The sequence below is a fragment of the Streptomyces cinnamoneus genome (assembly GCF_014650495.1).
Lineage (GTDB): Bacteria > Actinomycetota > Actinomycetes > Streptomycetales > Streptomycetaceae > Streptomyces > Streptomyces cinnamoneus.
This window is the reverse complement of the sequence record NZ_BMVB01000044.1, coordinates 1-24,382: the sequence shown is the minus strand read 5'-3', so window position 1 is coordinate 24,382 and position 24,382 is coordinate 1. Positions and strand designations below refer to the sequence as shown.

Genomic DNA, 24,382 nt, shown 5'->3' with positions numbered 1-24,382 from the left:
GAGCTGGCCCAGCGTGCGGATGTTGCTGCGGCGCAGGCGAAGGTGGCCGCGAAGGCTGCGGTGAAGGCCGACGCGGATGCCGCTGCGAAGGCGAAGGCCGACGCCGAGGCCAAGGCCAAGGCTGACCGTGAGCGTGCGAGCCGCTCCGAGGCCCGTAAGCCGATGAAGCCCGCTGCCAAGCCCGCTGCCAAGCCGGCTGCGAAGCCTGCTGCTCCGGCGAAGAAGGCTTATGCCGACAACCTGGATGGTTGGATCAAGGAGTCGCTGGACATCCTGCACGCCAAGGGCGTCCCGGCCTCGTACGAGGGCATCAAGAAGAACATCATGCGTGAGTCGACCGGTAATCCGCGTGCGATCAACGACTGGGACGTGAATGCCGTGAACGGTGTTCCGTCGAAGGGTCTGCTGCAGATCATCGACCCGACGTTCAAGGCGTATCACGTCGAGGGCACGTCCTGGGACATCTACGACCCGGTCGCCAACATCACCGCGTCCTGCAATTACGCGGCCGACAAGTACGGCTCGATGGACAACGTCAACTCCGCGTACTGATTCGGCAGACGCACACCCCACACCACCGCAGAAGGGCGGCGGCACTCCCGCAAGGGATGCCGCCGCCCTTCCGCGTTCGGCTCCGGATGCCCGGAATGGACGCGGGACGACCGCTGTTGTAGCCGGTCGCCGGTGATCATGCCGGCTGTCTCGAAGGGAGCCCACCATGACGGATGCCGACGGCCGGCGTGACCACGACCAGGCTCAGCGCACCGGACACGCCGACCCGGCACGCTCGTTCCTCTTCCTGCTCGGCAGTGCCCGGGCGGACGGGAACACCGAGGCGCTGGCCCGGGAAGCCGCGGCGCAGCTGCCCTCGCACACGGCCCAGCGGTGGCTGAGACTGAGCGAGCTGCCGCTCCCCGCCTTCGAGGACCTGCGTCACACGGAAGGCCGCACCCGCACCGAACCGGCCGGCAACGAGCGGCTGCTGCTGGACGCCACGCTGGAGGCCACCGACCTGGTGGTCGTCTCGCCGCTCTACTGGTACAGCGTGAGCTCCGGCACCAAGCTCTACATGGACCACTGGGGCGCGTGGCTGCACCTGCCGGAGGTGCGGTTCAAGCAGCGGATGCGCGGCAAGACCCTGTGGGCGATCACCACGACCAGCCACGACGACTCCGCGCCGGCCGACCCCTTGGTGGGCATGCTGCGGTCGTCCGCCGAGTACCTGGGCATGCACTGGGGCGGCAGCCTGATAGGCCACGGCAACCGTCCCGGCGATGTGCTGCGGTCAGACACCGCCGCCCTGGCCGACGCCAAGAGCCTCTTCGGCTGACGGACGGGCCTCAGCGCTGCGCGGCCGCCACCAGCTCCGCCGTGGTGACCACCTCGGCGAAGCCGCCGCCCTGGAGCGTCACGGCCGTCGCCCGGGCCAGCTCCTCGGCGGTCAGGCGCCAGCCGTACGGGCCGGTCAGGTCGAACGTGTGGGTGGCGTCCAGGGCGAACAGCACCTCGTAGCCCAGGTTCCCGCCCATGCGGGCCGTCGTCTCCGCGCACATGTTGGTCTGGATGCCGGTCACGACGAACTGGTGAATGCCCTCGGCCTCGAACCACTCCCGCAGGTCGGGCGTGCCGTAGAAGGCGGAGTTCACCGTTTTGGTGACGAAGAGTTCTGCTCCTTCGCCCTTGCCCCGCCTCTCCTCCACGAAGTCCTTGAGGTCGTTGCCCTCCTGGCCCGGGCGCAGGGGCGAACCCGGCTTCAGGGAGTCGTGCCGGACGAAGACCACCGGGCGGCCGGTCGCCTGCCACGCGTCGATCAGCGCTGCGATGTTCTCCTCCGCGTCCGGGTTGTCGCGCGGCCCCCAGAACTCCTTCTCGTCGAAACCCTTCTGTACGTCGATGACGACCAGTGCTGCCTTGCTGTGAAGCTCTCGCTCGTTCATGACCACGATCCTGCCGCCGCGGACCGGACCCGCACAGTGGCAGTACTGCCGCTGTTCGATGGGTTTCTGCCATACTCGCGGCCATGTCGGCCTATCGCGTGGCGCTCCTCGCCTTCCCCAACATCCGGTCCTTCGACGTCAGCGTCATCACCGAGGTGTGGGGCGCGGACCGCACCGACCGTGGCGTGCCCGCCTTCGAACTGCGCCGCTGCGCCGCCGACCGCACCGCGGTCGCCATGCCGGGCGGGCTCAGCCTGACGCCCGACCGCACGCTGGCCTGGCTCGACCGCGCCGACCTCGTCGTCGTTCCCGGCATCGTCGACCCCACGGCCGCGACACCGCCGGAGGTACTCGGCGCCCTGCGGCGGGCCCACGCGCGGGGTGTTCCCGTCGCCGCGCTCTGCGCGGGGGCGTTCGTGCTCGCCCAGGCCGGGCTGCTCGACGGACGCCGGGCCATCACCCACTGGAGCCTCGCCGACCTCCTGCAGCAGGAGTATCCGGCCACCACCGTGGTCCCCGACGCCCTCTTCATCGAGGCGACGGAAGGGGAGGACGCCCCGGGCCCCGTGTGGACCTCGGCCGGCACCGCCGCCGGCATCGACCTCTGTCTCCACCTCGTCCGTACGCACCACGGCGCCGAGGCGGCCGCCGCCGTCGCGCGCTCGATGGTGACCGCGCCCTTCCGGGCCGGCACCCAGGCCCAGTTCATCGAACGGCCCACCGCCCCCGAGGACCGGGGCGCCGACGCCCTCGCCTCCGTACGCGAGTACGCCCTGCATCACCTGGACGAACCGCTTCCGGTCGGTGCGCTGGCGGCCCGTGCCGGGATGTCGCCGCGCTCGTTCGCCCGCCACTTCACGGCGACGACCGGCGTCACCCCCGCCCGCTGGCTCCTCGAACAGCGCCTCGCGGCCGCGCAGAAGTACCTGGAGCGCACCGATCTGCCCATGCCGGAGATCGCGCGCCGCACGGGTTTCGGCAGCGAGGTGACGATGCGTCAGCACTTCGCTGCCCGTCTCGCCACCAGCCCCCGCGACTACCGCGCCGCGTTCTCGGTCAGGGTCGCCCCTTGAGCGGGAGCGCGACGGGGTGGGTCAGGTTCAAGCGTCAACAGGCCCGTGAATCAAGGAACTTGAGTGTGACACCTGTGTGAAATGTGACAGTGGATGTCGGGTGCGGTCTGCCCCTGCCGTCCAATTTGCCGCCGTTCAGCGGGGTTTGGAAATTCGCAAGAGCGTTGCGTATGTCACACCTGAGGGTGAGGGTTGATCTGGGCGCGTCAATCCTGACAGGGTTTCGAACACCCGGAAGCGGATCTTCCTTCTCCGGGTGCGTCGTTGCGGCTGCGAGCCGTGTCGACGCGCTGTCCCCCCCCACAACAGCACGAGGAGGATTCCCTCGTTATGGCAAGTCACAAGCGCCCCGGCCGACGGAAGCTCATTCTGGCGATATCCGCCGCGACCGCCGTCACCGCCGGTGCCACGCTGTTAACGCTCCCGGCCGGCGCCGCCCCCGCGGAAGGCGTCGTCTACGGCACCGAAGCCAAGGATGCCGTCGACGGCAGCTACATCGTCCTGCTCAAGGACGACGCCAAGAGCGCCAAGAGCGGCGTCAGCGCCGCGGGCCAGGACCTCGCCGAGCGGTACGGCGGGAAGCTCAACCGCACGTACACCTCCGCGGTCCACGGCTTCTCCGCCAGCGGCCTGGACCGGGCCGAGGCGAAGCGGCTGGCCGCCGACCCGGCCGTCGCCAAGGTCGTGCAGAACCACCGCTTCAGCATCAACGCGACCCAGGAGGCCCCACCCTCCTGGGGGCTGGACCGGATCGACCAGGCCGAGACCAAGGGTGACGGGAAGTACGCCTACCCGGACGGCGCGGGCGAGGGCGTCACGGCCTACGTCATCGACACCGGCGTGCGCATCAGCCACAAGGACTTCGGTGGCCGCGCCGCCTACGGCTTCAACGCCGTCGACAACAACGACAAGGCCGAGGACGGCAACGGCCACGGCACGCACGTGGCGGGCACCATCGCCGGCGCCGCGCACGGCGTCGCGAAGAAGGCCAGAATCGTGGCCGTCCGCGTCCTGGACGCGCAGGGCTCCGGCACCACCGAGCAGGTCGTCGCCGGCATCGACTGGGTGACCAAGAACCACAAGGGGCCCTCCGTCGCCAACATGAGCCTCGGCGGCGGGGCCGACGAGGCCCTGGACGCGGCGGTGCAGAAGGCCATCGCCTCGGGCGTGACCTTCGCCGTCGCGGCCGGCAACGAGTCCACCGACGCCGGCAAGGGGTCCCCGGCCCGGGTCAAGGAGGCCATCACCGTCGCCTCCTCGACGAAGGACGACAAGCAGTCGGACTTCTCGAACTTCGGCAGCGTCGTCGACCTCTACGCCCCCGGCTCGGACATCACGTCCGACTGGAACGACGGCGACTCCGCCACCAAGACCATCTCCGGTACGTCCATGGCCACCCCGCACGTCACGGGCGCCGCGGCGCTCTACCTGGGCGGTCACAAGGACGCCACCCCGGAGCAGGTCGCGGGCGCGCTGACCCAGGGCGCCACCGCGGACAAGGTCTCCAACCCCGGTGCGGGCACCCCGAACAAGCTGCTGAAGGTCGTCCCGTAACACCCGGCGCCCACTGAGCCGCCGAACCGGCCCGGGCACACCGTCCGGCCGTCGCTCCCCTCCCCGGAGTGACGGCCGGACGCGCATGCGGGGGGTCCCCGAAGGGAACGCGTTTCCCCACGGGTCAGCGGGGAACCCGGATTTTATGGTGCAAATCGGCTACACAATGATGACCGAGCAAGCCGGACCCCGGGCGCTGGTCGAGCACATCGTGCAGGCGGAGCGGGCCGGATTCGACTTCTCCGTCACCTCCGACCACTACTTCCCGTGGCTGGCGTCGCAGGGTCACGCGCCCAACGCGTGGGCCGTCCTGGGGGCGGCGGCGCAGGCCACCTCCCGCATCCCGCTCATGACGTACGTGACGTGCCCGACCACCCGGTACCACCCGGCCGTGGTGGCCCAGCAGGCGGCCACCGTCCAGCTGCTCTCCGAGGGGCGGTTCCGGCTCGGGCTCGGCTCCGGCGAGAACCTCAACGAGCATGTCGTCGGGGGCGGCTGGCCCTCCGCCGACGTCCGGCTGGAGAAGCTGGAGGAGGCCGTGGGCATCATCCGCGCCCTCTTCGAGGGCCGCACGCTCACCCACCACGGCCCCCACTACGACGTCGAACACGCCAGGTTGTGGGACCTGCCCGACCCGGCGCCGCCCATCGGCATCGCCGTCTCCGGCGAACGCTCCTGCCGCCTCGCCGGCCACCTGGCCGACCTGGTCATCGCGACCGAGCCCGAGCGCCGGCTCCTGGAGAGCTTCGACCGGCACGGCGGAGCCGGCAAGCCCCGCGTCGGCCAGCTGCCCGTCTCCTACGACCCCGACCGCGACGCGGCGCTGGAGCGGGCCCACGACCAGTTCCGCTGGGCCGGCCTGGGCTGGCCCGTCAACTCCGAACTGCCCCACGACGGCTCCTTCGCCTCCGCGACCCGCTCCGTCTCCAAGGACGACGTCGCCGACGCCATCCCCTGCGGCGCGAAGGTCCAGGACTTCGTCGAGGCCGTACGGGCCTACACCGACGCGGGCTTCACCGAGGTCGCCCTCGTCCAGATCGGCGGCGACCAGCAGGCCGCCTACCTGAAATGGGCGGAGAACGAACTCCTCCCGGCCCTCCACGAGCTCTGAGCGCCCCGCGATGGCCCCGCAGCCGCACGGCCACGACGCTCCGCTCGCGGCCGTCTTCGACGTGGACGGCACCCTGGTCGACACCAACTACCTGCACGCCGTCACCTGGTGGGAGGCGTTCCACCAGGCCGGCCACCGCGTCCCCATGACCGACATCCACCACACGGTCGGCATGGGTTCGCACCGCCTGATCGAGCGGCTGCTCGGCGAGGACCGCGACCACGACCACGACGATGCGCTCAGCGCCGCCCACACGGCCGTCTACGCGACCTGGTTCGACCGGCTGCCGGTGCTCGACGGCGCCGCCGACCTGCTGCGCACCCTCGCCCGCCGCGGCTGGACGGTCGTGCTGGCCACCTCCGCGCAGGGCGCGGAACTGGTCGCCCTGCGCCGGGCGATCGACGCGGACGACGCCATCCACGACGCCACCAGCGCCGACGACGTGGAGTCCAGCAAACCGGCACCCGACCCCGTGCACCAGGCACTGGAACAGGCCGGCGTCCCGCCCGCGCGGGCGCTGTTCGTCGGGGACACGGTCTGGGACGTCCGTGCCGCCCGCACGGCCGGCGTGGACTGCGTGGCACTGCTCTCCGGCGGGATCGGCCGCACCGAGCTGGAAGAAGCGGGCGCGGTCGCCGTCTACCGCGACCCCGCCGCCCTGCTCGCCGGCCTCGACGACAGCCCGTTCGGCCGCATGGAGGACGCGCTCCGGAGGTCCGGGTGAGGGTCCGTCACCCCGCCCGGCGCAGCCGCGGCCGTAGCCCCGCGTTCTTCGAGCACGCGGCCGAGAACGCCTCCCACTTCACCAGCTCCCGCGCGTTCTTCTTCATCTGCCTCGTGCTGGTCGCCAACTTCGTGGCCATGCACGTCGCCGGCATGCCGCTGGAGCTGGACCTGCTGGCCGCCGGGATGATGACGTCGGTGACGCTGCTGTTGCTGGCGCTGCTGAAGAACTCCGAGCTGCGGGCCGAGCACGCCGTGCAGCGCAAGCTCGACGCCATCGCCCGCGCGTTGCTGGAGGAGCACGAGGTCAGCCGGGGCGGCGAGCGCGGCACCGCGTACGAGGACCTGCGCGGTGCCATCCGCATGGAGGAGGAGACGTGACGCGCCGAGGGGGCGGCGGCCGCCCCCTCAGCAGATCCGCGGCAGCTGCTCCCCGAGGGGCAGGTCGACGACCCGGGTGCCGCCCAGGCGGGTGCGGGCCACGACCACGCCCGGATGGGCGGCGACGCACTCGCCGATGACGGCCGCCCCCGACCCGTGCGGATGCCGCCGCATGGCGGCCAGCACCGCTTCGGCGTGCGGGCGGGGAACGAAGGCCAGCAGCCGGCCCTCGTTGGCCACGTACAACGGATCCAGTCCCAGGAACCCGCACGCGGCCGCCACGGCCTCGGGCACCGGCACGCTCTCCTCGGCGAGGACGACCCCCGTGCCGGAGGCGGCGGCGATCTCGTTGAGGGCGGCGGCCACCCCGCCCCGCGTCGGATCGCGCAGGGCGTGCACGTCCGGGGTGACCGCGAGCATCGCGGCGACCAGGCCCCCGAGCGGCGCCGTGTCGCTGGTGACCTCCACCCCGAACTCCAGCCCCTCCCGCACGCTCAGCACGGCGATCCCGTGCAGGCCCACCGGGCCGCTGACGATCACCACGTCGCCGGGTGCCGCCCGCTGCGGACGGATGTCCACGCCGTCGGGGATCAGCCCGACGCCGGACGTGGTGAGGTAGACGCCGTCGCCGTGCCCGGCGTCGACGACCTTGGTGTCACCGGTGACCACGCTGACCCCGGCCGCCTCGGCCGCCGCTCCCACCGCCCGGGCGACGTCCGCCACCACCGGCAGGGGGGTTCCCTCCTCCAGGATGAACGCGCACGACAGGTAGGCCGGCCGGGCCCCGCTCATGGCCAGGTCGTTGACGGTGCCGTTGACGGCCAGGTCGCCGATGCTGCCGCCGGGGAAGAACAGCGGCCGCACCACGTAGGAGTCGGTGGAGAAGGCCAGGCGGGCGCCGCCGAGCGTCAGCGCTGCGGAGTCCCCGAGCCCGGCCAGGACGTCATTGCCGTAGGCGGGGACGAACAGCCGGCCGATCAGCTCGGCGGAGAGCCGCCCGCCCCCTCCGTGCCCGAGGACGACCACGGGCTCGTCGCCCAGGGGAGCGGGGCAGGTCCAGGCCACCGGGTCGAGTGCGGTCTCAGCCAACGGGATGCGCCTCCTTCACAGTGGTGGCCGCGGGATCGAGGCGGCGGTAGAGGTAATAGGCGGCGCAGGCCCCCTCACTGGAGACCATCGTCGCGCCCAGCGGGGTGCGCGGGGTGCAGGTCGTGCCGAAGGCGGCGCACTCCCGGGGCTTGATCAGCCCCTGCAGCACCTCACCGCTGCGGCACTCGGCCGGCTCCTCGGCGCTCAGGTCGCCGACGCCGAAGCGGTGCTCCGCGTCGAACTCCCGGTAGGCGCCGGCCAGCCGCCAGCCGCTGCCGGGGATGGTGCCGATGCCGCGCCAGGCGCGGTCGGTGACCTCGAAGACCTCCCCGAGCATCCGCAGCGCCGCCGGGTTGCCCTCGGCGCGCACGGCGCGGGGGTAGGCGTTCTCCACCCGGTGCTCGCCCCGTTCGAGCTGGCGGACGGTGCGGCGGATGCCTTCGAGGATGTCCAGCGGCTCGAAGCCGGTGACGACGATCGGCACCCCGAAGCGTGCGGCCAGCGCGGGGTACTCCTCGACCCCCATGACGCTGCAGACGTGCCCGGCGGCCAGGAACGCCTGCACGCGGCAGCGCGGCGAGCGCATGACCGCCTCGATGGCCGGCGGCACGCGCACGTGCGAGACCAGCAGGCTGAAGTTGCCGATCCCCAGCCGCCGCGCCTGGTGGACCGCCATCGCGTTGGCCGGCGCCGTCGTCTCGAAGCCGATGCCGAAGAAGACGACCTGCCGGTCCGGCTCCCGGCGGGCGATCTCCAGGGCGTCCAGCGGCGAGTAGACCACGCGCACGTCCCCGCCCGCGCTCTTGACGCGGAACAGGTCCCGGTCACTGCCGGGCACGCGCAGCATGTCGCCGAATGAGCAGAAGGTCACCTCCGGCAGGGCGGCGATCGCCAGGGCCTTGTCGATCATCTCCAGCGGGGTGACGCACACGGGGCAACCGGGGCCGTGGATCAGCTCGACCTGCTCCGGCAGCAGCTGGTCGATGCCGTGCCGGATGATCGAATGGGTCTGCCCGCCGCAGACCTCCATCATCGCCCACGGCCGGGTCACCGTCGCGTGGATGTCGTCCAGCAACCGCCGCGCCAACTGCGGGTCCTGGAACTCCGACAAGTACTTCACCGCACCTCCTCCTCCCGGTCCGGCCCCGCCTCGGCGGCGGCCCGGCCCCACGCGTCGCCGAACTCCTCCTCCAGCGCGCCGATGCGCGCGAACAGGTCGAGCGTCGCCAGGGCCGCCGCCTCGTCCAGCCGCTGCAGGGCGAATCCCACGTGCACGATCGCGTAGTCGCCGACCTCGATGTCGGGCAGATAGGCCAGGCACACGTCCCTGACGGCGCCGCCGAAGTCGACGCTGGCCATGCGGGTGCCGTCACGTTCCTCGATGCCGACCACCTTGCCGGGCACTGCCAGGCACATGGGCCGCTCCTTTCCGTCCGTCCCGTCCCGTCCGTTCCTCCCGCTCACCCGGGGCGGTCCCGCGCGCGTGCGCCCGGGAGGCGATCAGCAGCTGACCGAGCGCCAAACCTCCGTCGCCGCAGGGCACCCGGCGGTGGCGCACGACCGTGAAACCGCCGCCGCGCAGCGCCTCGGTGCAGGCGTCCTCCAGCAGGGCGTTGGCGAACACCCCGCCCGAGAGCGCCACCGTGCGCACGCCAGTCTCCCGCCGCGCGGCCCGGCACACGGCGAGGACGGCCCCGGCGACCGCGTGGTGGAAGCGCGCCGCGACGACCGCCGCCGCGGTCCCGGCCCGCAGGTCCGAGGCGGCCGCGCGCAGCACCGGCGCCGGGTCGACGACGGCGGGCCGGCCGTCCCCGCCGGGCCGGACGGCGAAGGCGTACGGCTGCCCGCAGCCGGCCATCGCGGGCACGGCGCGGTCCTCCAGCGCGACGGCCGCCTGCGCCTCGTGCCCGGCGCGGTGGCAGACGCCGAGGAGGGAGGAGACCGCGTCGAAGAGCCGGCCCATGCTGGAGGTGGGCACGCACGCCACCCCCCGCTCCAGCTGCCCGGCCAGGAGCCGCCGCTCCGCCTCCGAGCAGGCGCTCACACAGGGCAGGTCCGCGTCCCAGGCCAGGCCGGCCGCACGCAGGTGCGACAGCGCCATCCGGCAGGGGTTGCGCACGGCCGCGTCGCCGCCGGGCAGCGGCACGTAGGCCAGGTGCGCCAGGCGACGGTAGCCGTCGTAGTCGGCGAGCAGCACCTCGCCGCCCCAGACGGCGCCGTCGTCCCCGTACCCCGTCCCGTCGAAGGCGATGCCGATGACGGGTGCCGTCCCGTCGAGGCCCGCGTCGGCCATGGCGGAGGCGATGTGGGCGTGGTGGTGCTGCACCAGGTGCAGGGGATGGGTCCCGGCCCGCTCGCGGGCCCAGGCCGTGGACCGGTACCCGGGGTGCCGGTCGGCGGCCAGCAGCCGCGGCCGGACGCCGGTGAGCCCGCCGAGGTGGCGCACGGCCCGGGTCAGGGCGGCCTCGGTGGCGGTGTCGCCGAGGTCGCCGATGTGCTGCGAGAGCCACGCCTGGCGGCCCCGCGCCAGACAGAAGACGTTCTTCAGGTCGCCGCCGGCCGCGAGGGAGGGCGGCACGTCGAAGGGCAGTGGCAGCGGGTCGGGCACGTAGCCGCGCGACCGGCGTACGGGCACGACGCTGCCGTCGGCGCGGACCCGGACCACCGAGTCGTCGCAGGGCGTGTGGATCGGCCGGTCGTGCCACAGCCGGGCGTCGGCCAGGCCCGCCAGGGCCGTTCCCGCCTCGGCGTCGTCGGTCACGATGGGTGCGCCGGAGCGGTTGGCGCTGGTCATGACCAGCAGCCGGGGCCCCGGCCGTTCGCCGGGCAGGGCGAACAGCAGCCGGTGCACGGGGGTGTAGGGCAGCAGGACGGCGACGTCGGGGCTGCCCGGGCAGACCGCGTCGGCGAGCGCGACGGCGGGGGCCCGGGTGCGGCGCAGCAGCACGGCGGGTGCCCGGGGCCCGGTGAGCTGCCGGGCCGCGGCCTCGCTCAGCGGGGCGAGGGCGCGCACGGTGGCGAGGTCGGCGGCCATGACGGCGAAGGGCTTGCCGGGCCGCTGCTTCGCGGCGCGCAGCCGGGCCACGGCGGTGGCGTCGGCCGCGTCGCACGCCAGGTGGTATCCGCCGAGTCCCTTGACGGCGAGCACCGCGCCCTGCGCGAGCATCTCGCGCGCCCGCACGGCGGCGGCGTCGCCCTCCCGCCCCGGTCCGGCCCCGGTCAGCCGCAGCCGGGGCCCGCAGTCGGGGCAGGCCACGGGCTGCGCGTGGAAGCGCCGGTCGCCGGGGTCGGCGTACTCCCCGGCGCACCGCTCGCACAGCGCGAAGCCCGCCATGGTCGTCGTCGCACGGTCGTAGGGCAGGCCGGTGACGATGGTGAAGCGCGGGCCGCAGTGGGTGCAGGTGATGAAGGGGTGCCGGTGGCGGCGGTCGCGGGGGTCGGTGAACTCCCTCAGGCACGGCGCGCAGACCGCGGTGTCGGGCGGGACGTGGGTGCGGCCCCGGCCCGCCCGCGAGGGCCGGATGGTGAAGCCGTCGGTGCCCAGGGCCGGGACGGGCCGGTGGGTGACCGAGGTGAGGGCGGCCAGCAGGGGAGCGTGGGTGGTCAGGCGGTCGAGGAAGACCTGGACGCGGCCCGGGTCGCCCTCGATCTCGGCCACGACGCCGGCGGCGCTGTTGCCCACGTGCCCGGACAGGCCGAGCTCATGGGCCAGGCCGTGGACGAACGGGCGGAAGCCGACGCCCTGGACGGTGCCGCGGATGGTCAGCCGGTGGCGGACGACGCCGGGCGTGGCCGACGGGGAGGCGGTCATCACTGATGCGACGTCAGGGGCGCGGGTGCAGGGGCCCGGTCGTGGTGGTGGCCGCCGGTGCCGCCGGGGGCGTGCGCACCGCCCCGGGGCGCGGAGGCCAGGCGCGGCCGGTGCGGGACCGCACCGTCGGCGACGGCCAGGAAGTGGTCCACGAGCGCCTGGACGCCCTCGCCCGTGCGCACCGACGTCCGCAGGACGGGCACCTCCGGGTTCACGCGGGCGAGATGGGCGGTGAAGGCCGCCCCGTCGAAGTCCACCGCATCGGCGATGTCGTTCTTGGTGAGGACCACCAGGTGCGCCAGCCCGAACGCCAGCGGGTACTTCAGGGGCTTGTCCTCGCCCTCGGTCACGGACATCAGCGTCACGCGCAGCGTCTCGCCGAGGTCGTAGGAGGCGGGGCAGACGAGGTTCCCGACGTTCTCCACGAACAGCAGCCGCGTGTCGCCGGGCAGCCAGCCCTCCAGGTGCGCACGGAGCTGGGCCGCCTCCAGGTGGCACAGGCCCCCGGTGAGCACCTGCTTCACGGGCGCGCCCGAGCGGGCCAGGCGCCGCGCGTCGTTCTCCGTGGCAAGGTCGGCGGTCAGGGCCGCCACCGGCACGCCCCGCACGCCCATGCGCGCCAGGACCTGTTCCAGCAGGGCGGTCTTGCCGCTGCCGGGGCTCGACAGCAGGCTGACGACCGTCGTGCCGCGGGCGGTGAGCTCCGTGCGCAGGGCGTCGGCGAGGTGGTCGTTCTTCGCCAGGACGGACTGCCGCACGTCGACGACCTTGCACATCACGTCTCGGCCTCCTGCAGTTCGATTCCGGTGATCTCCAGTTCCCGGCCGCTGAGCAGGGCCTGCGCCGGGCGGTCGCAGCGCGGGCACCACAGGAACGGCGGGGTGCCGACCGCGAAGTCCGCCGCGCACCCGGCGCAGCGGGCGCGGGCCGGCACCTCCTCGACGACGAGCCGGGCGGACTCCAGCACGGTTCCCTCCCGGGCCACCTCGAACGAGAACACCAGGGCGTCGGGGACCACGCCCGCCATCTCACCGACGCGCAGCCGCACCGCCGTGACGGTCGTGGCGCCGTGCCGGCGGGCGGTCTCCGCGGCCCGTTCGACGATCGCGGTGGCGAGGGACAGCTCGTGCATCGCCTTCCCGCTCCCTCGCGTGCGCCGGGGTCGCACCCGCACCCCGGTGACGGTGCGGTACGGGCTCCACAGTGCCCCGCGGCGGCCCGTACCGCCCGTACGCCACGGCCGACGGGGGAGGGGACGGCCCGGTATTCGCCCGCGCAGCCCAATCGCGCGGGGACTTCGGCGGCGTCGCACGCCGGTGCGGCCCGCGCGGGTGACGATCAGTCAGGCCGGCCCGGGGCGGGCCGCGCCCCGTAGTCCCATGCGGAGGTCACCGTGCGCATCCTGCTCATCGCCAGTGCGTTCAACAGCCTCACCCAGCGCGCCCACGCCGAACTGCGCGAGCGCGGGCACACCGTCTCGCTGGCCCTCGCGGACGGCGACGAGGTGCTCCGTGACGCGGTGGCCCGGCACGAGCCGGAACTGATCGTCGCGCCCATGCTCAAGACCGCCATCCCGCGGGACGTCTGGTCGCGCTGCACCTGCCTGGTCGTCCACCCCGGCCCGCCCGGCGACCGGGGCCCCTCCTCGCTCGACCGGGCGCTGCAGGAGGGCGAGGACCACTGGGGGGTGACGGTCCTTCAGGCGGAGGAGCAGATGGACGCCGGGCCCGTCTGGGCGACCGAGGGCTTCGCCGTCCCGCCCGGCATCGGCAAGAGCGACCTGTACCGCGGCGAGGTCGCGGACGCGGCCATGAAGGCGGTGCTGGCCGCGGTGGAACGCTTCGCCTGCGGAGGCTGGGCGCCGCGTCCGCAGTCCGGGCTGCCGGTGCGGGCCCGCCCGTACCTCTCGCAGGGCGAGCGCCGCATCGACTGGGAGGGTCAGGGGACCGAGGCCGTGCTGCGGGCGCTGCGGGCCGCCGACTCGCAGCCCGGCGTGCGCGACGAACTGCTGGGCGCGGAGTGGTTCCTGCACGGCGGGCACGCGGAGGACCGCCTGCGCGGTGTCCCGGGGCGGGTGCTGGCGACCAGGGCGGGCGCGATCTGCCGGGCCACGGCGGACGGCGCGGTGTGGATCCCGGAGCTCCGCCGCCGGCGGACCGCGGACGGCCCGCCCACCGTCAGGCTGCCCGCCACGCTGGCGCTGGGCGACCTGCTGCCGGACGTGCCGCACCTGCCCGCACCGCTGGAGCTGCCGACGCACCGGCGCACGTGGAGCGACATCCGGTACGCGGAGGAGGGGGACGTGGGGTTCGTGCGGTTCCGCTTCCCCGGCGGGGCGATGAGCGCGGTCCAGTGCCGCAGGCTGCTCGCGGCCTGGCGCTACGCCCGGTCGCGGCCGACCTCCGTCATCGTCCTGGGCAGCGAGCGCGACTTCTTCTCCAACGGCATCCACCTGCACGTCATCGAGGCGGCGGCCGACCCCGCCGAGGAGTCCTGGAACACCATCAACGCCATGAACGACCTGGTCGAGGCCGTCCTGACCACCACCGACCGGCTGGTCGTGGCCGCCGTCGCGGGCAACGCGGCCGCGGGCGGCGCGATGCTGGCGCTCGCCGCCGACGAGGTGTGGTGCCGGGCGGGGGCCGTCCTCAACCCGCACTACCGGCTGATGGGGCTGTACGGCTCCGAGTACTGGACGTACACCCTGCCGCGGCGCGTGGGCGCCGAAGCCGCCGCGACGCTGATGGAGGAGGCCGCGCCGGTGGGCGCCGCCCGGGCCCGGGAACTGGGCCTGGCCGACCGGGTCCTCGCCGCCTCGCCGCAGGAGTTCGCCCCGGCAGTCACCCGCGCGGCCGTCGAGCTCGCCGACACGGGTGATCTGCGGGTGCGGATCGGCGCGAAGAAGGCGGCCCGGGAACGGGACGAGTCGGCCAAACCCCTGGCGGCGTACCGCGCCCAGGAACTGCAGCACATGCACGCCACCTTCTTCGCGCCCGACGCCCCGTACCACGCCCTGAGGTCGGCGTTCGTGCACCGGCGGCCCTCCGGGAGCACGGTGGCGCGCTGCGAGGAGCTGTCCCGGCTCCCCCAAAGGCACGCTCACATTGCCGCACATGGGCAGGTATGTCAGATTTAAGGCCAGGCTGTACCCGGAGCTCCCGGTCGTCCCCCAGGGCCGGAGGGACGTTCCGCCACGGGCCGGAGGGAAGCCGACATGAGCAACGACGCACAGGCGCCGCCGTTCGACGAGGTCCACATCCTGTGGACCTCCGAGGGCATGAGCTGCGACGGCGACACCGTCTCGGTGACCGCCGCCTCGCTGCCGAGCCTGGAGGACGTCCTGCTCGGCGCCATCCCCGGCCTGCCCAAGGTCCACCTCCACAACAAGGTGCTGGCCTACGAGACCGGCGACGCCTTCATGGCGGCCTTCCACCGGGCGGCCCGCGGCGAACTCGGCCCCTTCATCCTCGTGGTCGAGGGGTCCATCCCCAACGAGCGCCTCAGCGGCGAGGGCTACTGGACCTCCATGGGCAACGACCCGGAGACCGGGGAGCCGATCCCCCTCACCACCTGGCTCGACCGCCTCGCCCCCCGGGCCTGGGCGGTCGTCGCCATCGGCACCTGCGCCGCCTACGGGGGCATCCACGCGATGGCCGGCAACCCCACCGGCTGCATGGGCCTCGTCGACTATCTGGGCACCGGCTTCCGCTCCGCCGGCGGCCTGCCCGTCGTCAACGTCCCCGGCTGCCCCGTCCAGCCCGACAACTTCATGGAGACCCTCACCTGGGTCCTCCACCAGGCCGCGGGCCTGGCCCCGGTCATCCCCCTCGACGAACAGCTCCGCCCCACCTGGCTCTTCGGCAAGACCGTCCACGAGGGCTGCGACCGCGCCGCCTACTACGAGCAGGGCGACTTCGCCAAGGACTACAACTCGCCCAAGTGCCAGGTGAAGGTCGGCTGCTGGGGCCCGGTGGTCAACTGCAACGTCACCAAGCGCGGCTGGATGGACGGCGTCGGCGGCTGCCCCAACGTCGGCGGCATCTGCATCGGCTGCACCATGCCCGGCTTCCCCGACAAGTTCATGCCGTTCATGGATGAACCCCCCGGCGCCACCCTGTCCGCCGGCCTGATGGGCGTCTACGGGCCGTTCATCCGCGCCCTGCGCACGATCACCAACCACAGCGCCAACCGGGAGCCGAGGTGGCGGCACAAGGGCGACGCCCTGACCACCGGCTACGAGCCGCGCTGGAACGGCCGCGACTGACCCGGCCGCGGACACGACAGCACGCGAGAGACCGCGAGAGGAACAGCCAGTGGCGACCGCCCAGGACAGCGACGCGGCGGGACGCGACCTCACCGAGGTGGCGTTCGACCCCATCACCCGGATCATCGGCAATCTGGGCATCTACACGAAGATCGACTTCCCGCGGCGGCAGGTCGTCGAATGCCGCAGCACCTCCTCCATCTTCCGCGGCTACAGCGTCTTCATGAAGGGCAAGGACCCCCGCGACGCCCACTTCATCACCAGCCGCATCTGCGGAATCTGCGGCGACAACCACGCCACCTGCTCGATCTACGCCCAGAACATGGCCTACGGCGTCAAGCCGCCCCCGCTCGCCGACTGGATCATCAACCTCGGCGAGGCCGCGGAGTTCATGTTCGACCACACGATCTTCCAGGACAACCTGGTCTTCGTCGACTTCTGCGAACGCATGGTCAAGGAGACCAACCCCGAGGTCCTCGCCCAGGCCGAACGCACCCCCGCCCCGCGCGGCGACATCCACGGCCACAAGACGATCGCCGACATCATGCGGGCCTTCAACCCCTTCGAGGGCGAGGTCTACAAGGAGGCGCTCCGCATGAGCCGCCTGACCCGCGAGATGTGCTGCCTCATGGAAGGCCGCCACGTCCACCCCTCGACCCTCTACCCCGGCGGCGTGGGCACGGTCGCCACCCCCCAGCTCTTCACCGACTACCTCGTCCGCCTCATGCGCTGCATGGACTTCATCAAGCGGGCGGTGGCCCTCAACGACGACGTCTTCGACTTCTTCTACCAGGCGCTGCCCGGCTACGAGCAGGTCGGCCGCCGCCGCACCCTCCTCGGCTGCTGGGGCTGCTTCCAGGACCCGGACGTCGTCGACTACGACTACCGGCACATGACCGAGTGGGGCAACGCCATGTTCGTCACCCCCGGCATCGTCGTCGACAACCAGCTGGTCACCACCGACCTCGTCGACATCAACCTCGGCCTGCGCGTCCTGCTCGGCAGCTCCTACTACGAGGACTGGGCCGGCGAGGAGACCTACGTCGAGAAGGACCCCCTCGGCAACCCCGTCGACCAGCGCCACCCCTGGAACCAGACCACCCTGCCCAAGCCCCAGAAGCGCGACCTGGACGGCGGCAACTACAGCTGGGTCATGAGCCCGCGCTGGTACGACAAGCGCACCGGGGATCATCTGGCCCTCGACACCGGCGGCGGACCCCTGGCCCGCCTGTGGACCACCGCCCTCGCCGGCAAGGTCCGCACCCCCTACGTCCGCTCCACCGGCCACAGCGTCGAGATCGACCTGCCGAAGACCCCCTCCACCCCCGAGACCCGCCTGGAGTGGAAGCCCCCGCCCTTCCCCAACACCATCGAACGCGACCGGGCCCGGATGTACTTCGTGGCCTACGCCGCCGGCATGGCCCTGTACTTCGTCGACCGCGCCCTCGAAGAGGTGCGCGCCGGACGCACCAAGGTCTTCGAGGACTTCGCCGTCCCCAAGGACGCCATCGGCGTCGGCTTCCACGAGGCCGTCCGCGGCGTCCTCTCCCACCACGTCGTCATCCGCGACCGCAAGATCGCCAACTACCACCCCTACCCGCCCACCCCGTGGAACGCCAGCCCCCGCGACCGGTACGGCACCCCCGGCCCCTACGAGGACGCCGTGCAGGGCATGCAGCTCTTCGAGGAGAACGGGCCCGAGAACTTCAAGGGCATCGACATCATGCGCACCGTCCGCAGCTTCGACCCCTGCCTGCCCTGCGGCGTCCACATGTACCTCGGCGGCGGACGCACCGTCCGCATGAGCCACTCGCCGACCTTCGGCGCCCTCGCCCCGTAGGCCGCCGCCATGACCTGGACCGACCACGACGCCCGCGAGCACGTCACCCGGACCGAGGAACTCCTCGCCCGGATCGACGAGCTGCCCGACGCGCACCCGCGCGAACAGGCCCGGGCCGCCCTGCACGCCGTCGTCGAGCTGTACGGCGAGTGCCTGGCCCGCGTCCTGCGGCACACCGACGCCACCACGGCCGCCCATCTCGCCGCCGACGAACTCCTCGGCCACGTCCTGCTCGTGCACGACCTCCACCCGGACCCGGTCGCCACCCGCGTCCGGCGCGCCCTGCAGCACGTACGGGGCGGCGAGGCCGAACTGCTCGCGGTCGACGGCCCGGTCGTACGGGTACGCCTGCGGCCCACGGGCTGCGGGGCGTCGCACGAGGCACTGCACACCGCGGTCGAGACCGCCGTGGCCTGGGCCGCCCCCGAGATCGAGCGCGTGGAGAGCACACGGGACGCGCCGGACGCCCCGGCCGCGCTGATCCCGGTGGAGTCCCTCTTCCGCCCCGGAACGACGGCCGGAAGCAGGTGACGCGATGGCGGCGACGGACGAGACCGCGATCGACGCGACGGCGACGGACAGGCCGGTGACGGACGGGACCGTGGTGACGGACCGGGCGACGGCCGGCGCCGCGGCGGGCCCACCGGTCGTCGCCGCACGCCTGCGCGACCTCGCCCGCCGCACCGCCCCACCACCCGCCCGCGCGACCGACGAGCGCTGCGACCTGTGCGCGGAACCCGTCCCACCCGGCCACCGCCACCTCCTGGACCTCTCGGGCGGCCCCGGCGTGCTCTGCGCCTGCCGGGCCTGCTCCCTCCTCTTCGACCGCCGCGAAGCCGGCGGCAGGCACTACCGCCTCCTGCCCGAACGGCGGCTCCGGCTGGACGGGCACACCATCGACGACGAAACGTGGGCCACCCTCCAGGTCCCGGTCGGCCTCGCCTTCTTCGTCCGCGACAGCACGTCCGCCCGGACGACCGTGGGGTACCCCAGCCCCCTGGGAGTCACCCGATCCACCGTGGAACCCGCCCTCTGGCAGGACGTCACCGGCGGCCACCCGGCACTGGCCGGCCTCGCCGACGACGTCGAAGCCCTGCTCGTCCACCGGACCCGCCCGGCGCACGAGCACTGGATCGTGCCCCTGGACGACTGCTACCGCCTCGCGGCCCTCGTCCGCACCCACTGGAAGGGCCTCGGCGGCGGAGCGGAAGTCCACGAACACGTGGGGGAGTTCTTCACCGCACTCGCCCGCCCCGCACCGGGCCGGGCCCACCACCAGGAGGCGCCATGAGCGACATCCCACTGGGCAGGCCCCAGGTCCGCCCGGACGCGAGCGCACACGTCCCCGGCGTCCGGCAGGGCAACCACAGGCGCCGCATCAAACGGCAGCCCGGACACCGGTCGGACGGCCGGTCCACCGCCCGCCGCTCCACCGGCATCGGCCCGCGGGCGAGGAACCCCGTCCTGCCCGGCATGCCCAACCTCTCACCCGCGTGAGCACGCCCCCGCCCGGACACCGGCACCCCGACGCGCCGGCCACGCGGGACGACATCGCCGACCTGTCGTTCCGCGTCACCGGCGTGCGCCCCCTCGACCACGCCGCCGTCCCCACCCTCGTCTTCCCCCTCCGCATCACCCGCACCGGCGGCGGCCCGGTGCGCTCGGTCACCCTCACCACCACCGTGCGGATCGCGGCCGCACGCCGCCGCTACGGGCCCGCCGACCGCATCGCCCTCGCCCGCCTCTTCGGCCAGCCCGACCAGTGGGCCACCGGCCTGCACCCCCTGACCTGGGCCCAGGTCACCACCGTCGTACCGCCCTTCGACGCCACCACCACCGTCGACCTGCCGGTCCCCTGCAGCCGCGAGTGCGAACTCGCCGTCACCACCTACTTCGAGGCCGTGGGCGACACCGAGGTACCACTGGACTTCCTCTTCAGCGGCACCGTCTTCCACACCGGCCCCGACGCCCGGCTGTGCACCTCGCGGATCCGCTGGTCCGAGGAGACCACCCACCCGCTGCCCGCCGGGCTCTGGCACACCCTGACGGCCCGCTACTTCGGCGGCACCCGCTGGCTGCGCCTCTCGCCCGAGGCCCACGACCGGCTCAGCGCCCACCGCACCCGGCGCGCCCTCACCGACTGGGACGCCACCATCCACGACCTGCTCGACCACCCGGCCCGGCACCCCGCCGGCACGCCCGCCGCCCCCGACCCGGCAGGAGCGCCATGGACACCGTAGAGGCGGCGCCCCCGGCCGCCGTCCCCGACGGCACCGCCGCCCACGCCGTGGAGAAGATCGCCCGCACCTGCCTGTACGAGGGCTACCTGCTCTGGCCCTACCGCAGATCGGCGCTGAAGAACGCCAGACGCTGGACCTTCGGCGGCATCTACCCGCAGGAGCGCGCGACGCAGCTCGGCGAGCCCCACCGCATGCGCACCGACGTGCTCCTGCAGGGCCCCGCCACCGCCGCCGTCACCCTGCGCGTGCGCTTCCTCCACCACCTCGCACGCCAGGTCTACCGCACCACCCCCGGCGGCAGCGAACCGGTCGACGAGCTGACCGTCGCCGGCACCCGCCACCTCACCTGGCACGAGGCCACCGAACGCGAATGGGCCCTCCCGCTCTGGACCCCCGCCGACGGACCCCGCACCCTCACCGTCCACGCCCCCGGCGGCACGGCCGAGGAACCCCTCCACGACCGGGACGGCCGGCTCGCCGGCACCCTGACCCGCACCAGCCGGGCACTGACCGGCACCGTGCACCTCGACGCCCGGCCCCTCGGCGGGGACACCGTGGGCCTGAGCGTCACCCTCGTCAACACCACCGTGGCCCCGCCGCCGCGCCCCGGCGCCCCCTCGGCCCGCGACGACCTCGCCGCCTACGCCCTCCTGTCCACCCACACCGTCCTGACCTGCGACGACACGGCGGCCTTCGTTTCCCTCGGCGACCCTCCCCCCGCCCTGCGCACCGCAGCCGACGGCTGCCGCAACGAAGGAACGTGGCCCGTGCTCGTCGGAGAACCGGCCGCCGGCCGGGACGGTGACGACGGCTGCCCGCGCGCCCGCACCGTGCTCTCCTCACCCGTCACGCTCTGCGACTTCCCGGCCGTCGCCCCCGAGAGCCCGGGAGACCTCTTCGACGGCGGCGAGATCGACCAGCTCCTCATCCTCGGCGTCCTCAGCCTCACCCCCCGCGAACAGGAGGAGGCCCGGGCCGGCGACCCCAGGGCCCGCGAGATCCTCGACCGCTGCGCCGCCCTGTCCCCGGACGACCTGATGGCCCTGCACGGCACCATCCGCGGCTTCCGGCCCGCTCGGGGGACGACGAAGGAGACGACATGAGCACCGTACGGATCGGCGGCGTCGACGTGGGCCGCGGCAGCCGCGTCCGGCTGCGGCCCGGCCGCCACGCCGACGCCCTCGACCCGGCGCTCACCGGCCGGATCGCGGAGGTGACCGACGTGGCGGAGGACCTGGAGGGCCGCGTCCAGCTCGTCGTCACCCTCGCCGACGACGCCGGCCGCGACTTCACCACCGGCCTGGGCCACCGCTTCTTCTTCTCGCCCGGCGAAGTGGAACCCGTCGCCGCCCCCGGCGACCGGCCCCGGCCGCCGCGGATCCTGGTCGCGGGCATCGGCAACGTCTTCCTCGCCGACGACGCCTTCGGCCCCGAGGTCGTCGCCGCCCTGCACGCGGACCCCCTCCCCGACGGCGTGCACGTCGTCGACTTCGGCATCCGCGGCATGGACCTCGCCTACCGGCTGCTCGACGGTTACGACGCCGCCGTGCTCGTCGACGCCGCCCCCCACGGCGCGGCTCCCGGCACCCTCTGCCTCATCGAACCGGACCCCGCCGACACCACGGGCCCCACCGCTCCCGAGGCCCACGGCATGGACCCGGTCAAGGTGCTCGCCCTCGCCCGCAGCCTCACCGAGGACGGCAGCCCCGCCGAGGACGAACGGGCCGCCCTGCCCCGCATCCTCGTCCTCGGCTGCGAACCGCTCGTACGGATGCGGGGCGACGAACCCGACGTCGACGTCGGCCTCAGCGCACCCGTACGCGCCGCCGTCGACGAGGCCGTGTGCCGCCTGCGGACGCTCACGGCCCGGCTGCTGCACGACCCGCTCACCCCCCTGGAGCCCGACCCCGGCCCCCTGCAGCCCGCGAGGAGGTGACACACATGCAGAACGGAATCTTCATCCCGGCCTCCGTCGTACGGATCGCCGTGGGCGCCCTCGCCGCGGCCCTCGTCGCGGCCATCGCCTTCAGCGCGCCCGACGCCGTGCGTTACTTCAAGATGGAAAAGATGTGAGAAGGCAGGGAGGCCGGGGAACCCGGGGAGCCCGGGACGATCACAGGCCACGAGAAAGGCCACCACCATGACGGATCAGCCACCCGAGGGGCGCTTCCGCGCCTCCCCCGACGGCGGGCTGGCGGGCGCCGCAGAACGGCTCTACCAGGACGTCGGCTTCCTCGTCCGCGCCGAACTCGAACGCGCCAGGCCCGGCATCGCGACGTCGCTGCGCCGGGCCGGCCTGGGCACCGGCGCCCTCGTGGCGGCCGGAGCCTGCGGAATCCTCGCCCTCCTGTCGGCGCACGAGGCCGCCCTGCGCACCCTGGAACGGACGCTGCCGCCGCGCTGCGCCGCCACCACGCTGACCGGCGCGTACACCGCGAGCGCCGCGTGCCTGGCCTGGTTCGGCTACCGCAGGCTCCAGGCCGCCCAGGCCGCCACCCTGCAGGCGCTGGACGAGGTGCGCGGCACCCCGGCCTGAGCCTGCGGCTCGGGCACCGGCGGCCACCTCACCCACCACCCCCCACCGGAGGCGAACGGCGATGCGAGCCACCGTCTGGCACGGCAAGCGCGACATCCGGGTCGAGACCGTCCCCGACCCGGTCATCCAGGAGCCCACCGACGCGGTCATCCGGATCACGTCGAGCGGACTGTGCGGCTCGGACCTGCACCTCTACGAGGTGCTCACCCCGTTCATGACGCCCGGCGACATCCTCGGCCACGAACCCATGGGCATCGTCGAGGAGACCGGCTCCGAGGTGCCCGGCCTCTCACCCGGCGACAGGGTCGTCGTCCCCTTCCAGATCGCCTGCGGCAGCTGCGCGATGTGCGGCCAGGGCCTGCAGACCCAGTGCGAGACGACCCAGGTCCGCGAGCACGGCATGGGCGCCCGGCTCTTCGGCTACACCAAGCTCTACGGCGCCGTGCCCGGCGCCCAGGCCGAGTACCTGCGGGTGCCCCAGGCCCACTACGGCCCGATCAAGCTCCCCGAGGGCCCGGGCGACGACCGGTTCGTCCTGCTGTCCGACGTGCTGCCCACCGCCTGGCAGGCCGTCCGGTACGCCGACGTCCGGCCCGGCAGCAGCGTGGCCGTCCTGGGCCTCGGCCCCATCGGCACCATGGCCTGCAGGATCGCCCGCCACCTGGGGGCGGACCTCGTGATCGGCATCGATCACGTGCCCGACCGGCTGGAACGCGCCCGCGGCGAAGGTGTCGAGGTGTTCGACCTCGACACCTTCGACCACGAGAAGGAGCTGCTGGCGGCCGTGCGCGACGTCACGGACGGCCGCGGGCCCGACGCCGTCATCGACGCCGTGGGCACCGAGGCCCACGGCAGCCCCGCCGGGCGCCTCGCCCAGCAGGCCGCCGGCCTCATGCCACCGCGCTGGGCCGAGAAGCTCATGCAGCGCGCCGGCGTGGACCGCATGAGCGCCCTGCACCTGGCCATCGCCCTCGTGCGCCGCGGCGGGACCCTCTCCATCAGCGGCGTCTACGGCGGCATGACCGACCCCATGCCCATGCTCACCCTCTTCGACAAGCAGCTCACGATCCGCATGGGCCAGGCCAACGTCCGCCGCTGGACGGACGACATCCTCCCGCTGCTCACCGACGACGATCCGCTCGGCGTCGAGAGCTTCGTGACCCACCACCTGCCGCTCGACGAGGCGCCGAACGCCTACGAGCTCTTCCAGAAGAAGGCCGACGGCGTGCTGAAGGTGATCTTCCGGCCGTAGCGGTGCGTCACTACGGGTTGAAGATGACGCTGCCGAAGCTCAGGTTCGAGCCGGCCTTCCTGCCCGGTTCGAGCTGCGTCGCCGTGCCCTTGCACTTCTTGCCGGAATAGACGACGAGCGGCTTCTTCGTGAAGTTGTGGGGTGCGCGCGCCTCCTGCCCCATGTCCAGGCACTTGTGGTCCGGCGGGTTCTGGACCGAGTAGGGCTTCCCCTTGGGGCCGGCCCAGACGAACTGGCCGTCCGAGGCCACTGCCGAACCGGTGGTCAGCGATGCGGAGAGGAGGAGTCCTCCAAAGGCGGCCACTACGGTGCGGAACAGGCGCATCACAGCTCCTTGATCTCGACGGTCGTGCGGGCACGGCCCGATCGGCCGTCCCGAAACGGACAACGACGGGCACGGCGACACGACACGCATCTTCCCGGCAGTCCGGGCCGATCCTGCGCAGCGGAGCGCATGCGCACGGGCACGGTGGGTGGGGAAAACGGGGCTGCTCTGTGAGGCCGCCCATAGGGGCCAGGTCACCTTCCCTGTTCTTTAGTGGAAGGTGGCCCTTTTCTTTGCGGCCGGATT

Annotated in this window: 27 protein-coding genes; 19 read left to right on the top strand and 8 right to left on the bottom strand. The window is 73.3% G+C overall.

The window, feature by feature from the left end:
• The coding region (locus IE182_RS30650) for a transglycosylase SLT domain-containing protein (protein WP_190113256.1) at window positions 1-552 on the top strand (552 nt) is incomplete at its 5' end.
• 166 nt (window positions 553-718) lie between these two features.
• Complete coding sequence (locus IE182_RS30645; RefSeq protein ID WP_190113255.1) at window positions 719-1,330, top strand: flavodoxin family protein; 612 nt, start codon at window positions 719-721, stop codon at window positions 1,328-1,330.
• A gap of 10 nt (window positions 1,331-1,340) precedes the next feature.
• Here IE182_RS30645 and IE182_RS30640 read toward each other — a convergent pair whose 3' ends face one another.
• Window positions 1,341-1,937, bottom strand: coding sequence for a cysteine hydrolase family protein (locus IE182_RS30640; RefSeq protein WP_190113254.1), 597 nt, complete (start codon window positions 1,935-1,937; stop codon window positions 1,341-1,343).
• An 83-nt stretch (window positions 1,938-2,020) separates the two neighbouring features.
• Here IE182_RS30640 and IE182_RS30635 point away from each other — a divergent pair, with 83 nt between their 5' ends.
• The 5 genes from IE182_RS30635 to IE182_RS30615 all read left to right on the top strand — a co-directional run bounded on the left by IE182_RS30635 (window position 2,021) and on the right by IE182_RS30615 (window position 6,779).
• Window positions 2,021-3,010: a GlxA family transcriptional regulator gene (locus IE182_RS30635; protein ID WP_190113253.1), complete on the top strand. Its 990-nt coding sequence runs from the start codon at window positions 2,021-2,023 to the stop codon at window positions 3,008-3,010.
• 330 nt (window positions 3,011-3,340) lie between these two features.
• Window positions 3,341-4,564, top strand: a complete 1,224-nt coding sequence (locus IE182_RS30630; RefSeq protein ID WP_190113252.1) for a S8 family peptidase — start codon at window positions 3,341-3,343, stop codon at window positions 4,562-4,564.
• A gap of 145 nt (window positions 4,565-4,709) precedes the next feature.
• Window positions 4,710-5,675, top strand: coding sequence for a TIGR03557 family F420-dependent LLM class oxidoreductase (locus IE182_RS30625; RefSeq protein WP_190113251.1), 966 nt, complete (start codon window positions 4,710-4,712; stop codon window positions 5,673-5,675).
• Window positions 5,676-5,685: 10 nt separating this feature from the next.
• Window positions 5,686-6,399 (top strand): HAD family hydrolase, encoded by a 714-nt coding sequence (locus tag IE182_RS30620; RefSeq protein WP_190113250.1) that lies wholly within the window; start codon window positions 5,686-5,688, stop codon window positions 6,397-6,399.
• Window positions 6,396-6,779 carry a hypothetical protein gene (locus IE182_RS30615; RefSeq protein ID WP_190113249.1) on the top strand — a complete coding sequence of 128 codons (384 nt, stop codon included), beginning with the start codon at window positions 6,396-6,398 and terminating at the stop codon, window positions 6,777-6,779. The genes IE182_RS30620 and IE182_RS30615 overlap by 4 nt, the downstream gene beginning before the upstream one ends.
• Window positions 6,780-6,806: 27 nt before the next feature.
• Here IE182_RS30615 and hypE read toward each other — a convergent pair whose 3' ends face one another.
• From hypE to hypA, 6 genes are read right to left on the bottom strand one after another with little or no spacing between them, the layout of a single operon-like run.
• Window positions 6,807-7,868 (bottom strand): hydrogenase expression/formation protein HypE, encoded by a 1,062-nt coding sequence (gene hypE, locus IE182_RS30610; protein WP_373303648.1) that lies wholly within the window; start codon window positions 7,866-7,868, stop codon window positions 6,807-6,809.
• Window positions 7,861-8,988, bottom strand: coding sequence for a hydrogenase formation protein HypD (gene hypD, locus IE182_RS30605; RefSeq protein ID WP_190113248.1), 1,128 nt, complete (start codon window positions 8,986-8,988; stop codon window positions 7,861-7,863). The genes hypE and hypD overlap by 8 nt, the downstream gene beginning before the upstream one ends.
• Complete coding sequence (locus IE182_RS30600; RefSeq protein ID WP_190113247.1) at window positions 8,985-9,284, bottom strand: HypC/HybG/HupF family hydrogenase formation chaperone; 300 nt, start codon at window positions 9,282-9,284, stop codon at window positions 8,985-8,987. The genes hypD and IE182_RS30600 overlap by 4 nt, the downstream gene beginning before the upstream one ends.
• Entirely contained in the window at window positions 9,238-11,679 is a 2,442-nt protein-coding gene (gene hypF, locus IE182_RS30595; RefSeq protein ID WP_190113246.1) for a carbamoyltransferase HypF, read from the bottom strand. Before hypF ends, IE182_RS30600 begins: the two co-directional genes overlap by 47 nt.
• Complete coding sequence (gene hypB / locus IE182_RS30590) at window positions 11,679-12,455, bottom strand: hydrogenase nickel incorporation protein HypB (RefSeq protein ID WP_190113245.1); 777 nt, start codon at window positions 12,453-12,455, stop codon at window positions 11,679-11,681. The genes hypF and hypB overlap by 1 nt, the downstream gene beginning before the upstream one ends.
• Window positions 12,455-12,811, bottom strand: coding sequence for a hydrogenase maturation nickel metallochaperone HypA (gene hypA, locus IE182_RS30585; RefSeq protein WP_190113244.1), 357 nt, complete (start codon window positions 12,809-12,811; stop codon window positions 12,455-12,457). The genes hypB and hypA overlap by 1 nt, the downstream gene beginning before the upstream one ends.
• Before the next feature lie 261 nt (window positions 12,812-13,072).
• On the opposite strand from hypA, the gene IE182_RS30580 reads away from it, so the two are divergent.
• The 12 genes from IE182_RS30580 (at window position 13,073) to IE182_RS30530 (ending at window position 23,811) form a co-directional block, all read left to right on the top strand.
• On the top strand, window positions 13,073-14,815 hold the full coding sequence (locus IE182_RS30580; protein ID WP_190113243.1) for a hydrogenase maturation protein: 1,743 nt from the start codon (window positions 13,073-13,075) through the stop codon (window positions 14,813-14,815).
• 78 nt (window positions 14,816-14,893) lie between these two features.
• A complete protein-coding gene (locus IE182_RS30575; protein ID WP_190113242.1) occupies window positions 14,894-15,943 on the top strand; it encodes an NADH-quinone oxidoreductase subunit B family protein in 1,050 nt (349 codons plus the stop codon).
• Between the two features lie 49 nt (window positions 15,944-15,992).
• Window positions 15,993-17,783, top strand: a complete 1,791-nt coding sequence (locus IE182_RS30570) for a nickel-dependent hydrogenase large subunit (RefSeq protein ID WP_190113241.1) — start codon at window positions 15,993-15,995, stop codon at window positions 17,781-17,783.
• A 9-nt stretch (window positions 17,784-17,792) separates the two neighbouring features.
• A complete protein-coding gene (locus tag IE182_RS30565) occupies window positions 17,793-18,314 on the top strand; it encodes a NifU family protein (protein ID WP_190113240.1) in 522 nt (173 codons plus the stop codon).
• Between the two features lie 4 nt (window positions 18,315-18,318).
• Window positions 18,319-19,074, top strand: coding sequence for a DUF5947 family protein (locus tag IE182_RS30560; RefSeq protein ID WP_229845269.1), 756 nt, complete (start codon window positions 18,319-18,321; stop codon window positions 19,072-19,074).
• On the top strand, window positions 19,071-19,280 hold the full coding sequence (locus tag IE182_RS30555) for a hypothetical protein (RefSeq protein ID WP_190113239.1): 210 nt from the start codon (window positions 19,071-19,073) through the stop codon (window positions 19,278-19,280). The genes IE182_RS30560 and IE182_RS30555 overlap by 4 nt, the downstream gene beginning before the upstream one ends.
• Complete coding sequence (locus IE182_RS30550) at window positions 19,277-20,023, top strand: DUF6084 family protein (RefSeq protein WP_190113238.1); 747 nt, start codon at window positions 19,277-19,279, stop codon at window positions 20,021-20,023. Before IE182_RS30555 ends, IE182_RS30550 begins: the two co-directional genes overlap by 4 nt.
• Window positions 20,011-21,126: a hypothetical protein gene (locus tag IE182_RS30545; RefSeq protein WP_190113237.1), complete on the top strand. Its 1,116-nt coding sequence runs from the start codon at window positions 20,011-20,013 to the stop codon at window positions 21,124-21,126. Before IE182_RS30550 ends, IE182_RS30545 begins: the two co-directional genes overlap by 13 nt.
• Window positions 21,123-21,959 (top strand): hydrogenase maturation protease, encoded by an 837-nt coding sequence (locus IE182_RS30540; protein ID WP_373303647.1) that lies wholly within the window; start codon window positions 21,123-21,125, stop codon window positions 21,957-21,959. The genes IE182_RS30545 and IE182_RS30540 overlap by 4 nt, the downstream gene beginning before the upstream one ends.
• A gap of 5 nt (window positions 21,960-21,964) precedes the next feature.
• A complete protein-coding gene (locus tag IE182_RS32575; protein WP_268249647.1) occupies window positions 21,965-22,096 on the top strand; it encodes a DUF6893 family small protein in 132 nt (43 codons plus the stop codon).
• 67 nt (window positions 22,097-22,163) lie between these two features.
• Entirely contained in the window at window positions 22,164-22,559 is a 396-nt protein-coding gene (locus IE182_RS30535) for a phage holin family protein (protein ID WP_190113236.1), read from the top strand.
• Between the two features lie 61 nt (window positions 22,560-22,620).
• Window positions 22,621-23,811, top strand: a complete 1,191-nt coding sequence (locus IE182_RS30530; protein WP_190113235.1) for a zinc-dependent alcohol dehydrogenase — start codon at window positions 22,621-22,623, stop codon at window positions 23,809-23,811.
• A gap of 10 nt (window positions 23,812-23,821) precedes the next feature.
• Here the strand turns inward: IE182_RS30530 and IE182_RS30525 are convergent, their stop codons facing one another.
• Window positions 23,822-24,136, bottom strand: a complete 315-nt coding sequence (locus tag IE182_RS30525; RefSeq protein ID WP_229845268.1) for a hypothetical protein — start codon at window positions 24,134-24,136, stop codon at window positions 23,822-23,824.
• Window positions 24,137-24,382 lie beyond the last annotated feature (246 nt).

Bases quoted from the DNA above. Each gene is read 5' to 3' on its own strand.
- IE182_RS30630 (WP_190113252.1), top strand. From the start codon at position 3,341: ATGGCAAGTCACAAGCGCCCCGGCCGACGGAAGCTCATTCTGGCGATA.
- hypB (WP_190113245.1), bottom strand. From the start codon at position 12,455: ATGTGCAAGGTCGTCGACGTGCGGCAGTCCGTCCTGGCGAAGAACGAC.
- IE182_RS30535 (WP_190113236.1), top strand. From the start codon at position 22,164: ATGACGGATCAGCCACCCGAGGGGCGCTTCCGCGCCTCCCCCGACGGC.
- IE182_RS30645 (WP_190113255.1), top strand. From the start codon at position 719: ATGACGGATGCCGACGGCCGGCGTGACCACGACCAGGCTCAGCGCACC.
- hypF (WP_190113246.1), bottom strand. From the start codon at position 11,679: ATGACCGCCTCCCCGTCGGCCACGCCCGGCGTCGTCCGCCACCGGCTG.
- IE182_RS30525 (WP_229845268.1), bottom strand. From the start codon at position 24,136: ATGCGCCTGTTCCGCACCGTAGTGGCCGCCTTTGGAGGACTCCTCCTC.
- IE182_RS30545 (WP_190113237.1), top strand. From the start codon at position 20,011: ATGGACACCGTAGAGGCGGCGCCCCCGGCCGCCGTCCCCGACGGCACC.
- IE182_RS30575 (WP_190113242.1), top strand. From the start codon at position 14,894: ATGAGCAACGACGCACAGGCGCCGCCGTTCGACGAGGTCCACATCCTG.
- IE182_RS30600 (WP_190113247.1), bottom strand. From the start codon at position 9,284: ATGTGCCTGGCAGTGCCCGGCAAGGTGGTCGGCATCGAGGAACGTGAC.
- IE182_RS30530 (WP_190113235.1), top strand. From the start codon at position 22,621: ATGCGAGCCACCGTCTGGCACGGCAAGCGCGACATCCGGGTCGAGACC.
- IE182_RS30620 (WP_190113250.1), top strand. From the start codon at position 5,686: ATGGCCCCGCAGCCGCACGGCCACGACGCTCCGCTCGCGGCCGTCTTC.
- IE182_RS30540 (WP_373303647.1), top strand. From the start codon at position 21,123: ATGAGCACCGTACGGATCGGCGGCGTCGACGTGGGCCGCGGCAGCCGC.
- IE182_RS30555 (WP_190113239.1), top strand. From the start codon at position 19,071: ATGAGCGACATCCCACTGGGCAGGCCCCAGGTCCGCCCGGACGCGAGC.
- IE182_RS30635 (WP_190113253.1), top strand. From the start codon at position 2,021: ATGTCGGCCTATCGCGTGGCGCTCCTCGCCTTCCCCAACATCCGGTCC.
- IE182_RS30625 (WP_190113251.1), top strand. From the start codon at position 4,710: ATGGTGCAAATCGGCTACACAATGATGACCGAGCAAGCCGGACCCCGG.
- hypA (WP_190113244.1), bottom strand. From the start codon at position 12,811: ATGCACGAGCTGTCCCTCGCCACCGCGATCGTCGAACGGGCCGCGGAG.
- IE182_RS30560 (WP_229845269.1), top strand. From the start codon at position 18,319: ATGGCGGCGACGGACGAGACCGCGATCGACGCGACGGCGACGGACAGG.
- IE182_RS30565 (WP_190113240.1), top strand. From the start codon at position 17,793: ATGACCTGGACCGACCACGACGCCCGCGAGCACGTCACCCGGACCGAG.
- IE182_RS30640 (WP_190113254.1), bottom strand. From the start codon at position 1,937: ATGAACGAGCGAGAGCTTCACAGCAAGGCAGCACTGGTCGTCATCGAC.
- IE182_RS32575 (WP_268249647.1), top strand. From the start codon at position 21,965: ATGCAGAACGGAATCTTCATCCCGGCCTCCGTCGTACGGATCGCCGTG.